At 73.8% G+C, this 15,509-nt stretch carries 4 protein-coding genes; all 4 read right to left on the minus strand.

Annotated elements, in window-relative coordinates; genetic code table 11:
• Positions 1-2: 2 nt before the first annotated feature.
• The 4 genes from BJ961_RS18540 to BJ961_RS18555 are packed head-to-tail and all read right to left on the minus strand — an operon-like array spanning position 3 to position 15,491.
• Positions 3-2,066, minus strand: coding sequence for a Gfo/Idh/MocA family oxidoreductase (locus tag BJ961_RS18540; protein WP_271413909.1), 2,064 nt, complete (start codon positions 2,064-2,066; stop codon positions 3-5).
• Positions 2,063-3,217 carry a saccharopine dehydrogenase NADP-binding domain-containing protein gene (locus BJ961_RS18545; protein ID WP_271413910.1) on the minus strand — a complete coding sequence of 385 codons (1,155 nt, stop codon included), beginning with the start codon at positions 3,215-3,217 and terminating at the stop codon, positions 2,063-2,065. The genes BJ961_RS18540 and BJ961_RS18545 overlap by 4 nt, the downstream gene beginning before the upstream one ends.
• Positions 3,214-8,769 carry a non-ribosomal peptide synthetase gene (locus BJ961_RS18550; RefSeq protein WP_271413911.1) on the minus strand — a complete coding sequence of 1,852 codons (5,556 nt, stop codon included), beginning with the start codon at positions 8,767-8,769 and terminating at the stop codon, positions 3,214-3,216. The genes BJ961_RS18545 and BJ961_RS18550 overlap by 4 nt, the downstream gene beginning before the upstream one ends.
• A complete protein-coding gene (locus tag BJ961_RS18555; RefSeq protein ID WP_381161017.1) occupies positions 8,766-15,491 on the minus strand; it encodes an amino acid adenylation domain-containing protein in 6,726 nt (2,241 codons plus the stop codon). The genes BJ961_RS18550 and BJ961_RS18555 overlap by 4 nt, the downstream gene beginning before the upstream one ends.
• Positions 15,492-15,509: the final 18 nt, after the last annotated feature.

Here is a 15,509-nt window from a genome sequence, read left to right on the forward strand (position 1 = left end):
TCCTAGCCGTCGGTGGAGGAGGAGACGAGAGGGGTGTCGGTGCGCGGGCCGTCCGGGGAGGCCGGGCTGCCAGGGGTGTCCTGGGCTCCGGGCGCGGTCCGGGCGTACGGCAGGGGTGGTGCGGCGGCGGGGTCGGGTGTGTCCCGGCCCCGGGTGAGGACGGCCAGCGGGGGTGCTCCGGGGCGGGTGGGGAGGGTGCGTGCGGTCATGCCGGACTCGGCGACCACGTCCTTCAGGCCGAAGGGCTCCCAGCGGTAGGAGTCGTGCACCTCGCGTTCCGCCTGCGGGGCTCCGTCCCGGTAGACCCGCCACGTGGAGTGCAGGCGCATCACGCCGTCCTCCGCCTCGTCGGGTGCGCCTCGGAACGACCACTCGTAGCGGTGGCGTCCGGCGGTGGCGGTGGCGAGCCGGGTCTCGTCCAGGGTCGTCGGTTCCTCGAACTGCATGAGTTCGACGATCACGAGGCCATTGGGCGCCAGCCGCTGGGTCACCCGCCGCCACAGCCTGGCCCGCCCCTCGGCGTCGAGGTGGCCCAGGACTCCGCAGAGCAGCACGACGCTGATCCGGTCGGGCAGGTCGAGGTCCGGTGCGGCGTCCGCGGTGACGGTCACCCGGGACCGCAGGTCCTCGTCGCTGAAGACCCGGCTGGTGAGCACGGCACGCATGCCGACGGACGGTTCGCAGGCGATGATCTCCGCGTCCGGCCGGGCCCGGGCGACGGCCTCGGTCACGAGTCCGGTGCCGGCGCCGATGTCCACCACCGGCCCGGTGCCGAGGTCGGCGTCGGCGAGAAGTGCGGCGACGGCCGGGGCGCTCGCGGTCGCGGTGTGCTCGGCGGCGACCAGGTCGAAGAACTCGGCGGACGGGGAGTACGCGGCGGTGTCCGCCGGGCGGGCCGGTGCCGGTCTCCCGGGGCCGGAACTCGCGTCGCCGGACGGCGGGGCGGATTCGGGGCGGGGGGTGCCGGGATCGTGCGGGAACCGTTGCGGCGCGGGGAAGACGTCACTCACCGCGAGGGGCCGGGGCGTGGCCGGCCGGACGATCTCGGGGGGTCCGAGCCGGGTCGCGAGGTCGCTCCAGATGCGGCACACGGCCAGGTCGTACTGGCCTGCGCGCAGGGCGTCGCCGCCCTGCGCGACCGCGTCGCGCAGCCCGTCGAGCGCGCTGCCGATCGCTTCCGGCCACAGGTGGGAGAAGACCGTGCGGAAGGTCCCCGTGTCGCCGACCACCGCCGTGCTTCCGAGCCCCAGTCGGCCGGTGCCCGGCCCGTCCAGGACGAAGCGGCGGTCGGCGTCCCGCCCGATGTGCAGGCGCGGGCTCCACAGGACGGGACCGTGGGTGTCGGCCAGGGTGAGCACACCTCCCTCGGTGCCGAGGGAGATCCGGTGCCAGTGCAGGGCGTGGTTGTCCCGGTCGGACGGGTCGAGCTGGTGGTGCACCCGCAGGGTCAGGGGCACGCCGGCGAAGACGCCGTGCAGGGAGCGGAAGGGCTGCGGCCCGATCTCGGCGGGCAGCGGCGCCGGGGCCGCGAAACGCCAAGGTCGCAGGGCGCCCATGGCCTGCCCGAGGATGTCCACCAAGGGGTGCAGCAGGTGGATCGGGGTGGCGGCGTCCAGGAACAGGGGCCGCTGGCGTGCGACGAGCCGCCGGGCGGCCTCGACGAAGGAGCGGACCGGGGCCACGTGCGGGTAGTGGGTGTTGAGCCGGTACTGCACGCCCCGGCTGCGTGCGTGCTTGAGGTTGCCGGTCAACTCGGTCAGGTGGACGGGGTGTTCCTGGAGGACGTGGATGCCCCGGTCCATGAGTGCCCGCGCCAGGTCGGTGCCCTGGCCGCCCGAGATGGACGAACTTACCGCCACGCAGGCGACGTCGATGTCGGCGGGGAGGTCGTCGGCGTCCGCGTAGAAGGGGACGCCCAGGCTTTCGGCGTACGCCCGGGAGGCCGTCGACCCCCTGCTCAGGATGCCCGCCAGGGTGTATCCGGGGCGCCGGCGCACCGCCTCGGCGTAGAAGCGGCCGAAGTTGGTGCCGCAGACCAGGACACGCAAGGGTTCCGGGGTGCTCACAGGACACCCTCCTCGATCTGCTCGGCCTCGGCGGCCGTTCCGGAGAGCCGGAGGTCGGCGACCCGGTGGGAGCGCAGGTGTCCCACCACGGTGTCCGGGTCCAGCACGTCGCACGCGAAGTGCACACCCGCGGGCACCCCGCCGCGCAGCACCGCGTCCGTCGCGAGCGCGCCCACGGCGGCGGTGAGCCGGTAGCTGCTGGCCGCGCGCAGGGTCGCTCCCGCGGCGGCGGGCGTGCCCGACGCCGTGCCGGACAGTTCGAAATCCATGACGTAGTAGGGTCTGCGCCCGGCCAGGTCGAGGTCGGCGGCGAGGATCAGCCGCTCGGCCAGCCCGTCCGGGTCCTCCCCCGCCGCGAGACGGCCCGGCAGGAGGCTGAGCAGCGCGCGTACGGCGGGGCCGGGGTGAACGTTGTACCAGTCGAGCCGGTCCAGGCCCAGCACGGTGACGAGGCGTTCGCTCTCGCCGCTGAGGTAGGGCTGTACGGCGACCCGGCCGCGGAACGCCTCGTGCACGGTGTCCTCGTCGGTGCGCAGGGCACGCGACACGCGCCGGCCGTCGCGGACGGCGGCGAGGGCCTCGCCGTAGGCCGCGCCGTCCGCACCTCCCGTGCTGAGGGAGAGCATCAGGTCGTGGGCGACCGTCGGCGAACAGGGCTCCAGGCCGCCGCAGTAGGCGGTCAGGGCGGTGGCGCCGTCCAGGCCGCCCCGCGTCGCGAGCCAGCGGGGCAGGAGGCTGGACAGGCCGGGCAGGGCGCCCGCGGACAGGACGACGGTGCGGGCGTCGCGGGCCGGGTCGTCGCCCTTGAGGAGGTCCTCGGCGGCCGGGTCGTCCCCGGCGACGTCGACGCAGTGCGCGCCGGCGTCGAGTGCCGCGGAGGCCACCGTGGCGCGGAGCCGGTAGGTGGGTCCGACGCAGTTGAGGACGATGTCGCAGCCGTCGGTGAAGGCGCGCAGGCCGTCCGGTGCGGTGGCGTCGGCCCATACCGTCTCATCGTGTCCGGCCGGGGCTTCCTCGGCGACCGCGCACAGGGCGGACGTGGTTCGGCCGCCCAGGCGGAGCCCCGTGTGGCCGAGGGCGCGCAGTTCGCGTACGGCGGCCCGGCCGACCGCGCCGGAGGCGCCCAGGACCCCGATCACAGGCTTGGTCATCGGGTGATCGCCCCTCGGGTCAGCTCGGCGAGGGTCTTGAGGATGCCGGGCGCGTGCTCGACGGACAGGCAGCTGTAGTGGTCGCCGCCGATGTCGACGATGTCCAGGTCGCCCAGGGTGAGTTCCTCCCAGTAGGTGGTGACGGCGTCCTTGCTGCCCGGGAAGGGGTAGGCCCCGTCGTGGCGCAGGAAGGTGATGTCTCCGGCGTAGGGTTCGGCGTCGTAGCGGGTGATGGCGAAGACGCTCTGCCGGAAGGCGAGGAAGAGCCGTGTCATGTGGTCGGGTTCGTAGGTTCCGGCCGATGCGGGCACCGCCTCGCACATCCGGGCGATGCGGGTGGCTCGGGGGGTGCCGGCCAGGTGCCGGAAGCGTCCCGCGACGTCCGCGAACTCCTCGGGCAGCGCGGCGAGTCCGCCGTCGGGCAGGACACCGGGACTGCCCGCCAGGACCGCGTCGGCCGCGGCGGCCACCCGGTACTGGTCGTCGGGGAAGCCGAGGTCTGCGGGGTCGATGCCCATCATGACGGCGAAGGAGTACTCGGCGAGCAGTTCGTCGTCGAGCCGGAAGCGGGGGCTGTGGCTGCTGATGACGGTGAGGCTTTCCACCTCCGCGCCGGACTCGGCGAGGTTGCGGGCCACCTCGGTGGCGATCAGGCCGCCCAGGCAGTAGCCCACGACGTGGAAGCGGCTGCGGCCGTCGGCCGTCAGGGCGCGGGCGTAGTCGGCCGCCATCTGCTCGATCAGTCCCTGCGGCGGGGCGGCGAGGAAGCCGCTCAGGTCCGGGACCTCCACGCCCACGACTTCGGCGAGGCCGGGCGAGCGGCGGCGGATCTCGGTGATCAGTGCCCGGTAGGGCATGATCGTCGCGGTGCCGGCGTGCACGAGCACGGTCGTGGGTTCGTCGTCGGACCGGGCGCCGTGCAGAGGGATCACGGGGTTCGTACGGACCGCGCCGGCGGCCGGCGCGTCCTCGGGGCCGGCCAGGGAGCGCAGGAACGCGGCGAGACCGGCGACCGTCGGGCGGCGCAGCATGTGGCGCAGCACGACCTCCCACTCCAGGTCGGCGGCGCGTGATTCGCGTTCGCGCAGCCGGCCCACCATGCGGGCCACGAGGAGTGAGTCGCCGCCGAGGTCGAAGAAGTCGTCGTTGCGGGTGACGTGGTCGACGGCGAGGAGTTCGGACCACAGGTCGGCGAGAGCGTGCTCCAGGTCGTCCTTGGGCTTCTCGTCCACGACGACCGGGGCGCTCTCGCGAGGCAGCCAGGTCCGCAGACGGGCGCGGTCGGTCTTGCCGTTGGCCGTGCGGGGCAGGGTGTCGACGACCTGCCACACCGAGGGAAGCATGTACTCCGGGAGCCGGGTCGCCGCCGTGCGGGCCAGTTCGCCCACCGGGACGTGGTGCCGGTCGCCCTTCAGGGTGGCGAGGAAGACCTCCTGGCCGGTCGCGGCCAACGCGTCCTGGGGGTCGGGCAGCGAGGTGACCTCGGACGCGGCGTGCGCGTCGAGGAGTTCGCGCCACTGGGTGTGGGTGAGGAAGGACTGGCCGGTGTGCTCGCGGACGTCGGTCCACGTCCGGCCCGAGACCTCCAGGAACTCCATGGAGACCATCAGCGGCAGGTTCTCGTCACGGGTGTTCTCCACGAACACCAGCTGCCCACCGGGCACGAGCAGTTCCCGGATGCGGCCCACGGCCGCGTCCGCGTCGGCGGCGGCGTGCAGGGTGTTGGCGCAGATCACCACGTCGAAGGTGTTGGGCCGCAAATGCTGGGCGCGCGGGTCCTCGTCGACGTCGAAACGCTGGTAGCGGACCCACGTGTGGTCGGCGAAGCGCTCGCGGGCCTCGTTCAGGAAGAACGCGGAGGCGTCCGTGAACAGGTAGTCGACGCCGTATTCGGCGAGGACGGGCACCAGTTCGCCGGTGGTGCCGCCGACGCCACCGCCCACCTCCAGGACACGCAGCCGCTCCTCGCCGGTGTGGCCGGCGGCGATCTCGCGCAGCGCGGCGACCACCGCACGGTTGAGGTGCCGGATGGCGAGGTTGTCGCGGTAGGCGGCGTCGGCCGCCTCGGTCGCCGCGCCGGGGAAGAGCAGTTCCCGGATGCCCGTCTCCCCGGAGACGAGCTCGGGCAGCCGCTCGGCACAGGTGCGCATGACGGAGAGCAGTTCCGTGCTCCAGCCGATCTCGTGCTCCAGCTCCGCGGCCCGCTGCCGGTCGTGCTCCGCGTCGGGAGAGGGGACGGGGACGAGCCCGGTGTACGTGTCGTCGGTCTCCCGGTGGGTGAGCCGGTCGCGTGCCGCCAGCGCGCGCAGCCAGCGCCGCACGATGTGCCGGTGGCGGGGGGTGGCACGGAGCGCCGTGCCCACCTCCTCCGCCGTGCGCGACGCACCGTCGGCGAACACCCCGCAGGCGTCGAGGACACGGGTCATCTCCGCCAGGGCCACCGCGTCGAGGGCTGCCAGGAACTCGGTGAGCCGTGCGGCGTCGACGGCCGTGGAGGCTTCCCGTACGGCGTCGGCGGCGGCGGCGCGCGCCTGTGCCCGGGTCGTCGGTGTACCGGAGCGGCCGGCGTCCGCGTCGGGTGTGCCGTCCTTGCGGGCCGTCTCCACGAACGCGGCCAGGCGCCGGCCGCCTGCCGCCGAGTCGTCCACGATGACGGCGCCCGCCGCGATCTCCGGGTGCGCCTGTACGGCGGCTTCCACCTCGGCGAGTTCGACCCGGTAGCCGCGGATCTTGATCTGGGCGTCCTCGCGGCCCAGGAATTCGATGGTGCCGTCGGGGAGGTACCGCCCGAGGTCACCCGTGCGGTAGAGCCGCCGTCCGGTGGCAGGATCGGTGAGGAACCGCTCCGCCGTGCGGCTCTCGTCGCCGAAGTAGCCCAGGGCGACACCGGCGCCGCCGATGAACAGCTCCCCCGGCACCCATTCGGGCCGTGCTCGCAGGTGCCGGTCGAGTACGGCGAAGGTCTGGTTGGTCAGGGGCCTGCCGTAGGGGATGCTCGGCCGGGCCGTGTCCACCGCGTCGACGGCGTGGGCGATGGACCAGATGGAGCCCTCGGTGGCACCGCCGAGGGAGATGATCTCCAGGCCGGGGAGCAGCTCACGGGCCTCGTCCGGCAGGGCGAGCGGTATCCAGTCCCCGGATATCAGCGCGAGTCGGAGTGAGGTGTCGTCGGCGGGAGGATCGGAGCGCAGCCAGTCGCACAGCATGTGGAGCTGGCCGGGGACCGAGTTCCACACGGTGACCCCGTGGTCGCGGACGAGTTCGGCCCAGTGGGAGGGGTCGCCTCGCCGGTCGGCGGCGGGCAGGACGAGGCGGGCGCCCACGGCGAGCGGCCCGAACAGGTCGTAGACGGACAGGTCGAAGCCGAGTCCCGCGATGCCGAGGACGCGGTCGCGTGCGGTGACGCCGTAGCGGCGGTTGATGTCCTCGACGGTGTTGAGGGCGGCCCGGTGACTGACCATCACGCCCTTGGGCGTGCCGGTGGAGCCCGAGGTGTAGATGATGTAGGCGAGGTCGTCCGGGTCGCGCGGGGTTCCGCTCGCGTCGGGCGCTGCCCGCGCGTCCTGGGGCAGGAGGTCGACGGCGACGGCGGTGACGTCCGCCGGGAGATCGTCGATCTCGGCGAGCCAGGACTGGGTGAGAACCGTGCGGGCCCCCGCGTCCGCGATGATCGTGTCCCGGCGGGCCGGCGGCTGGGCCGTGTCCACGGGGAGGTAGGCGCCACCCGCCATCAGCGTGCCGAAGACCGCGACGACCTGCTCCCAGCCCTTGTCCGCCCAGATGGCCACGGGCTCCCCGGTCCGCAGTCCGGACGCTGTCAGTGTGTCGGCGACGGCGGTGGCGCGGGCGATGAGCTGCTGGTAGGTGAGGGTGAGTTCGGGAGTGCGGACCGCGATCGCGTCCGGGGTGGCCCGGGCTTGTGCGAGGACGGGTTCGTGGAGCAGGGAGTCCGGCAGTGGTCCCTCGGTCGCGTTGACGGCGTTCCGTCGCACGGCCTGTTCCTCGGGCAGCGTGATGCCGGCCGGGGCGTCCCAGGCGGCGTCGCCGGCCTCCCCCTCGGCCGCCAGGGCCCGTACGAGGCCCGTGTACGCCTCGAACATCGCGTCGGCCACACCGTGGGCGAGGGCGCCCTCGCGGATGTCCCAGGACAGGCTCAGCGTGTCGCCGCGGTGCATGACCTGGCAGTCGAGCCAGACCTGCGGCGTCCGGGTCACGGCGTAGGTCACCTCGGGGGGTACGCCCTCGGAGGTGGCGCCGGATCCCAGGGCGCTGGTGAAGACGACCGGCATCAGCACCGGGGCCCCGGCCCGGCGGGACAGCTCGGCGAGTACCTCGGATCCCGTGAACAGGGGGTGCGCGAGGTCCTCCAGGAGCTGCTCCCCGAGCGAGCGGGTCCGTTCGGCGAAGGCGGCCGGGGCGTCCAGGTCCACGGCGAGCAGTTCGAGCGAGGTGAAGTCGCCGACGAGGCGGCCGATGTCCTCGTGCAGATCGGGCCGGTCCACCGTCGGCACGTTGAGTGTGAACCGGCCGGTGCGCGACCAGTGGCCGACCGTCTCGGCGTACGCGGTGAGCAGCGTCGTGGGCAGGGTGAGCCCGCGCCGGGCGGCCCGCTCGGTGAGGCGGTTCCGTTCGGCCGCGGGCAGCAGGACCTCCAGTCGGCGGAAGGTGCCCGGCTCGGCCGGTGCAGCGGGGTGAACCGTCGCCTGCGGCTCGCCGACGCGCGCCTCCCAGGTTTCGGCGAGGGGCAGTTCGGGCGCGGGCGGCAGGAGGTCGAGCCGTTCGGTCCAGTAGGCGCGGTCGCGGGTGTGCGCGTCGGTGTCGGTGAGGGCGCGGCGGGCCAGGACGTAGTCGCGGAAGGTGATCCGCGGCGCCTCGGAGAGGGGTCGGCCGCGGTGGCTGCGCTGGAACTCGGCGAGCAGGATGCGCAGGCTGGCGTGGTCGACGACCAGCATGTCGAAGGCGAGGTGGAGCACGGCCCGCTCGGCGGTCCGGCTCACGTGGACCTCGAAGAGCGGCCACTGGTCGGTGGGTTTCTCGCGGGCGGACAGCCGCGCACGGGTGCGCTCCACCTCCGCCTCGGCGTCGGCGGGCGGGAGGCCGGTCAGGTCGTCGGCCTCGACGTCGAGAGCGGGCACGTCGGCCAGGACCTGCTGGTGGCCGTCGTGGTGGATGACGGCGCGGAGCATGTCGTGCCGCTGGACCAGTTCCCGCCACACGGCGGTGACGCGGGCCACGTCCAGGTCGGGGTATTCCAGTTCGACGTAGGCGTGGCAGCCGACACCGCCGTAGGCGTAGGCGTCGGTGCGGCCGACGAGGTACGCGGCCTGGATGTCGGTGAGCGGGAACGGCTGGTGGCGGCGCTCCGGGTCGGCGCGCAGCGCCGGTTCCTGCGCCTCCAGGTGGCGCAGGATGGCTTCCTTGTGGGTGCGCAGTTCGGCCCGGTGCGTGTCGGTGAGCCGGCCCTGGGGGGCGCGGAAGCGCAGTTGTCCGTCCTGGGCCCACAGCACCACGCCGTCGTCGGCGTAACGGGCCAGCAGTTCAGCGATGTTCACAGCTCTCCGGTCTCGTAGGCGGTCCCGTGGGCCGCGAGCGTTCTGGTGATGTCCGCGGCGAGCGCGGCGACGGTCGGTGCGGCGAAGAAGCGCCGGGCGGGCACGGCGGCCCCGAGGCGGCGCTCGATCGCGGTGAGCAGGCGCAGCGCGGTGAGGCTGTCGCCGCCGGTGGCGAAGAAGTTGGCGTTGCGGTCCGGGGTCCCGTGCGGCAGGTACTCGCTCCAGAGGTCGGCGACGGCCGTCTCGGTCTCGCCGAGGGGCGGTTCGGCCTCGGCCGGCGCGGTGTCGGGTTCCGCCTCGGCGGCCAGGGCTCCCCGGTCGACCTTGCCGTTCGCGGTGAGCGGCAGGGCGGGCAGCAACTGGATGCGCGAGGGGATCGCGTAGACGGGCACTCGCTCGGCCAGCAGGGCGAAGAGGCTCTCTGTGAGGTCCGGGTCCCGCACGGTCGTCTCCGCCTCCACCGCCCCGTCGGGCTCCGCGGGTGGCGTCGGCGCGTTCGGTACGGCGAAGGCGACCAGGCGGTTGGCGGTGCGCTCCCCCACGGCCACGACGGCGGCCCGGGCGAGGGCCGGGTGGGACTCCAGCGCGGCCTCGATCTCGCCGGCCTCGATGCGATGACCGGCGATCTTCAACTGGTTGTCGAGGCGGCCGAGGAACTCGATCAGCCCGTCTCCCCGGAACCGGCCCAGGTCACCGGTCCGGTACCAGCGCCGCCCGTCCTGTTCGACGAACTTCTCGGCGGTGCGGGCGGGGTCGGCGAGGTAGCCGACGGCCAGTCCCTCGCCGCCGATCCACAGTTCGCCGGGCGTCCAGTCGGGGCAGTCCCGCCCGTACCGGTCGACCACGCGGTAGCGCTGCCCGGTCAGTGGACGTCCGTAGGGGATGGAGACCCAACGGGGGTCCAGGTCCTCGACGGTGAGCGTGTTGGACCAGATGGCGGCCTCGGTCGCGCCGCCCATGGCGACGAAGGCGCAGCGCCCCGCGGTCCGTTCGCGCAGTCGGCCGGGCAGGTCGAGGCCGATCCAGTCGCCGGAGACCAGTGCCGTCCTCAGCCTTGCGAGTCGGGCGCCCTCCGACATATTGGGCGTCTCCTGCTCGTCGGCGCCGAGGAGCAGGTCGAGCAGTGCCGGGACGGTGTTCCAGACGGTCACTGCGAACCGGTCGAGCAGGCTCGGCCAGCGGGCCGGTTCCCGGCGCTGGTCCTCGGTGGGCAGCAGGAGAGAGCCGCCGGCGCCGAGCAGCCCGAAGACGTCGTACACGGAGAGGTCGAAGTCCAGCGCCGACAGGGCGAACACGCGGTCGTCCGCGCCGATGCCGTGCCGGGTGTTGATGTCCGCGATCGTGTTCCGGGCGGCCGCGTGGGTGATCTGGACCCCCTTGGGCTCGCCGGTGGAACCGGAGGTGAAGATGACGTAGGCGAGCGCTTCGGGAAGCACCTTCCAAGGGGCGGGCAGCGGCTCGTGGTCCCGCGTGGCCGTGACGGACAGGGCGCGGGGAGCCGCTCTCCCCGCGGCGGGCCAGTCGCCCACCACGGCGCGGAACCCGGCGGTGGCGCGTACCCGGTCCAACCGCGCGGTGGGCTGTTCGAGGCTCAGCGGTACGTAGGCGGCACCCGCCGCGAGGACGCCGAGGACCGCGGCGATCTGCTCCGGTCCCTTGGGCACGGTGACCGCGACGAGTTCGCCCGGAACCACGCCCGCGTCACCGAGCGCGGCGGCCGTGCGCAGCGCCTGGTCGGCGAGGGTTCCGTAGGTCACCTCCTCCCCGGCCGTCGTGACGAGGGCGGTGCGGTCGGGGGTGGCCTCGGCGTGCGCGAAGAACGCCTCGTGCAGGGGACGCGGAGCCACCGGCTCCAGGACGGCCTCCCGTGCGGCGGCGTCTCGCCGTTCACGGTGGGCGGCGGGCACCGGGTCGGGCAGCGGCGCGTCCCAGTCACCGGCGACGGCGTACCGCAGCAGCCCCCCGTAGGCGTCGAACATCGCGTCCAGCACGCCCTCGGGGAAGAGCTCCTCGACGGCGTCCCAGGTGACGACCAGGCTCCCGGACTCCTCGGTGACCTGGTTGTCCAGGCACACCTGTGGGGACTGCGAGATGCCCCAGACCTTCGCTGGCAGGCCCGTGTCCGTGCCGGCCAGCGTCGCGTCGCCGACGCCGATGGCGCTGGTGAACACCACGGGCGCAGCGGCGTCCACCGTGCCCGTACGGCGGCCGAACTCGCGCAGCAGCCAGTCGATCGGGACGTTCAGGTGGTCCAGGTCCTCCGCCTGGCGGCGTTGCAGTGCTCCGGCCGCCGCAAGCCAGGTCGCGTCGTCGCGTCGGTACCCGGCCAGGGAGAGCGAGGTGAAGTCGCCCAGTACGCGGTGGATGTGGGGGTGGACGTCGCGGCGGTTGAAGAGGGTGAGCGTGACGGTCAGCGCGTCGGTTCCGCTCCAGACGGCCAGGACCTCCGCGTAGAGGGCCAGCAGGACGGTGGACGGGGTGAGTCCGTGCCGGGCCGCGTCCCGCTTGACGGCCTGCCAGTCCTCGGCGGGCAGGCTCAGCCGGCGCCGGGTGAAGACGGGCGTGTCGAGGGTGGCGGGGTCGCGGTCGAGGGGCAGGGGGGGCGGGGGCGGCAGTTCGGACAGCCGCGCCTGCCAGTGGGCGCGGGCCCGCTCGGCCGAGTCCGGGTCGGCGGGCAGCCCGGTCAGGTAGTCGCGGAAGGAGAGGTCGACGGGCGGCAGTTCGTGCTCGGGGTCGGCGTGGAGCGCGTTGAGTTCGGCGTAGAGCGTGGTGATGGAGAGGGCGTCGAGGACCAGGTAGTCCAGTCCGACGCCGACGCGGGTGCGTGGGGTGACGCCGTCGTGGTAGCGCACCGCCTCGACCGCGAAGAGGGGCCACCGGGCGGGGTCGCGCACCTGCTGGGACAGGCGGGCGCGCAGGCCGGCCAGCGCCGCGGTGGCGTCGTCTTTCGGGACGTCCGTCACGGGTATGCGCAGGGGCGGTACGTCGGGCAGGACGCGCTGGTGTCCGTCCTCCACGACCGCGCGCAGCATGCCGTGCCGTCGGACGAGGGTGTTCCAGGCGTGCTCCAGCCGGTCCAGGTCGAGGTTCGTGCCGTCGAACTCCGTGTAGTGCCAGGTGCCGACGCCGCCGAGGGTGAAGCGTGGGTCGCGGCCCGTGTGGTAGGCGGCCTGGACGTCCGTGAGCGGGAAGGGCTCGTGGGCGTGGTCAGGGTCGGTGGCCAGGGCGGGGGCGGGTGCCGTCTCGGCGCCGTCGACCGCTTCGGGGTGCAGCGTCTCGCAGAAGTGCTGGAGCACGGGGCGGGCGAAGAGGTCGGCGACGCGGGCGCCGGGGAACCCGGTGGCACGCAGTCGGCCGATCATCCGGGTCGCGACGAGCGAGTCGCCGCCGAGCAGGAAGAAGCTGCTCTCCCGGCCTACTTCGGCCGCGTCGAGCAGGTCGGCCCATTCGGCCGCCACCGCGGTCTCCACCGTTCCGACCGGTGCCGAGGTACCAGGAGCGTCGTCGCCGGCCGCCTCGGTCAGCGCTCGGCGGACGGCAGCGCGGTCCAGCTTGCCGTTGGCGGTCAGCGGCAGGTCGCGCAGCACGGCGAGCCGCTCGGGGACCATGTGGGCGGGGAGCCGCCGCGCCGCCCGGAGCCGTACCTGGTCCGGGTCCGGTGCGGCCCCGGGCGCGGAGACGGCCGCGGCGAGGTGCCGTGTGGGGGTGTCCAGGACGCAGGCGACCGCGTGCAGTACGGCGGGGTCGTGCTCCAGTGCGGACTCGACCTCGCCGAGTTCGATGCGGTGACCGCCGATCTTCACCTGGTGGTCGGCGCGGCCCAGGAACTCCAGTACGCCGTCGGGCCGGTAGCGGGCGAGGTCGCCGCTGCGGTACCAGCGTTCGCCGTCGTGCTCGACGAAGCGCTCGGCGGTGCGCCGGGGATCGGCCCGGTAGCCGTTGGCCACGCCCCGTCCGCCGATCCACAGCTCGCCGGGGACGAGGTCGGGGCAGTCGCGTCCCCGTCCGTCCACGACCCGGGCCCGCATGTTGCGCAGCGGAACGCCGTAGGGCACCGACTTCCAGGTGTGGTCGGTCTCCTCGACCTCGAAGACCGTGGAGTGGACGGCTGCCTCCGTCATGCCGCCGAGCGCCACGAAACGGCAGCCGGGCACGAGGGCGCGCAGCCTGCGGGGCTGGTCGAGACCGATCCAGTCCCCGCCGATCAGGACCATGCGCAGGCGGTCGCCGAGGCCGTCGTCCTCCCCGGCTGCCATCAGCAGGTCCAGCAGGGCGGGCACGCACTGCACCAGCGTCACTGCGTGCTCGCGCACCAGGCGGGCCCAGTGGTGGGCGTCGCGGCGGTGGTCCTGATCGATCGTGACGACCTGTCCGCCGAGCGACAGGGGGGTGAAGATGTCCCAGGTGGCGAGGTCGAAGTCGAGTGCGGAGACCGCCAGGGTGCGGTCGGTGGGGCCGAGGCCGAGCTGCTCCTCCATCGCCTCGACGGTGTTGACGACCGCGCGGTGCGACACCTCGACGCCCTTGGGCAGTCCCGTGGAGCCGGACGTGAACAGCACGTAGGCGGGCAGGGCGGGATCCGGCTGGGCCACGGGGGCGGGTTCCCGGGTCACGGCGTCCTCCATGAGGAGTACCGGGGCCGCGAAGACCCCTTCGCCGAGTGGCGCGTGCTCCCGGTCGGTGAGTACGGCGGATGCGCCGGCCACGGAGTGGATGCGTTCGCGGCGCACGGCGGGCTGTTCGACGCCGACGGGGGCGTACGCGGCGCCCGCGGCCAGGATGCCGAGGACGGCGGCGATCTGGGCGGCGCCCTTGGGCAGGGTCAGCGCGACGGTGTCGCCCTCGCGTACCCCGTGCTCGCGCAGGAGCGCGGTGATCCTGCGGGCGGTGTCGGCGAGTTCGCCGTAGGTGAGGGTGTCGCCGCCGGTGCTGACGACGGCGACGCGGCCCGGCTCCGTCTCGGCGAGCCGGAAGAACCGGGTGTGCAGGGCGCGGTCCGGCGGTGGCACGGGCGGCAGGGCGGCCACCGCGCGTCTCGGCAGGACGTCGGGGGCGAGGAGGCCGTCCACCGGCCGGGCCCAGGTGTCGGGGTCGGTGATCAGGCGGGTGATGAGGCCGCGGTAGGCGTCGAACGCGGCGTCCGGCACCCCGGCCTCCAACACGCCGTCGCGGACGTCCCAGTTGAGGAGGAGGCCGCCGTCCAGCTCGGTGACCTGGGCGTCCAGGTAGACCTGGGGGCCCTGGGAGATGATCCAGCAGGGGCGGCCGAAGGACTTCTGGACGTCCTGCTCGAAGATCTCGCCCAGTCCGATGGCGCTGGTGTAGACGACCGGGGCCAGCACGGGGGCTCCCTCGGCGCGGGCGAGGTCCCGCAGCACTTCCACCCCGCCGTACGCACCGTGCGCGATGCCTTGTTGGAGGCGTTCCTGAAGGCCGCGGGCCTGCCGGGAGAAGGGCAGGGACTCGCTCATGTCCGCGTCGAGCAGGACCGAGCTGCTGAAGTCCCCGACCAGGCCGGCGACGTCCTCGCTGATCATCTGCCGGTCGAACAGCGGGAGGTTGAGCAGGAAGCGCCGGCTGTCGCTCCAGGCGGCGACGACTTCGGCGAACGCGGTGGCGAGGGCGGCGGCGGGGGTGACGCCGTGCCGTCGTGCCACGCTGATCAGGGCGGCCTTGTCGGCGGGGCCCAACCAGTGGTGCAGGCGCCGTGAGTGGGTGAGCGTGGGGTCGTCGGCGTCGACCGGGGTCAGCAGGTCGACGGTCATGGGCAGACGCGGGGCGCGGGGCAGCTCCGGCAGGCGTTCGCGCCACCAGGCCGCGTGCTGCTCGCGTTCCGCCGTCCGCCGGGCGTCGTGCTCGGCGAGGTACCGGCGGTAGTCCAGGGCGAGTTCGCGGGGCTGGTCGTCGGGACAGTCGTAGAGGCGGCGCAGGTCGGACAGGAGGACCCTGAGGCTCAGCGCGTCGCCGGCCATCATGTCCAGGTCGATCTGCAGTCGGGTCCGTCCGTCGGGCAGCAGGCACAGGCCCGCTCGGAAGACGTCGCCGGAGGTGATGTCGGGGCGGGCGTGGGTGTTGCGCTCGCGCAGCAGCTCCAGTTCGGCCTCGGCGTCACCCGGATCGCGCTCGCGCAGGTCGTGCACGGTGAGGGGGTCTCCCGGTGCGCCGTAGTGCTGCCGCCCGTCCTCGTCGAAGACGGCCCTCAGCATGCCGTGGCGGCGTACGAGAGCGCGCAGGGCGGTGCCGAGCCTGGCGGGGTCGACGTCGTGGCCGTCGAGCTCGACGTAGAAGTGGGCGGCGACGCCGCCGAGCGGCTGTCCGTCCTGGCGTCCGATCCAGTAGGCGTGCTGCATCGTCGCCGGCGGGAAGGGTTCGGTGTCGGAACCCGGCGCTTCGGTGGAGGCGAGCGTGCCGGCGGTGGCAGGTCGTGTCGTGGCGGTTTCCTCGGCGGCGCGCTCATGGGCGAGCAGGGCCGTCCAGGCGCCGAGTGTGGGAGTGCGGGTGAGGTCCTGGAAGGTGACCGTGCTGCCCGCGCGCCGCCAGGTACCGACCAGGGACATCAACGTCAGTGAGTCCAGGCCGAGTTCGAAGAGGTCCCGGTCGTCGTCCAGCTCGTGCGGCGTCAGCTCCAACGCGCGTGCCACCGCTTCCCGCACCGCGCCGGACGCGTGACGGGCCCCCTCGTCTGCCGCTGCTCGTGCCTGGACGACTGCTTCATCGCTCACTGCGGGGACCTTTCGGTC

Source organism: Streptomyces lienomycini, assembly GCF_027947595.1.
Classification (GTDB): Bacteria; Actinomycetota; Actinomycetes; order Streptomycetales; family Streptomycetaceae; genus Streptomyces; species Streptomyces lienomycini.

What these genes read in the sequence shown, in the direction of transcription:
- BJ961_RS18545 (WP_271413910.1), bottom strand. Translation starts at nt 3,217, where the DNA reads ATGACCAAGCCTGTGATCGGGGTCCTGGGCGCCTCCGGCGCGGTCGGC.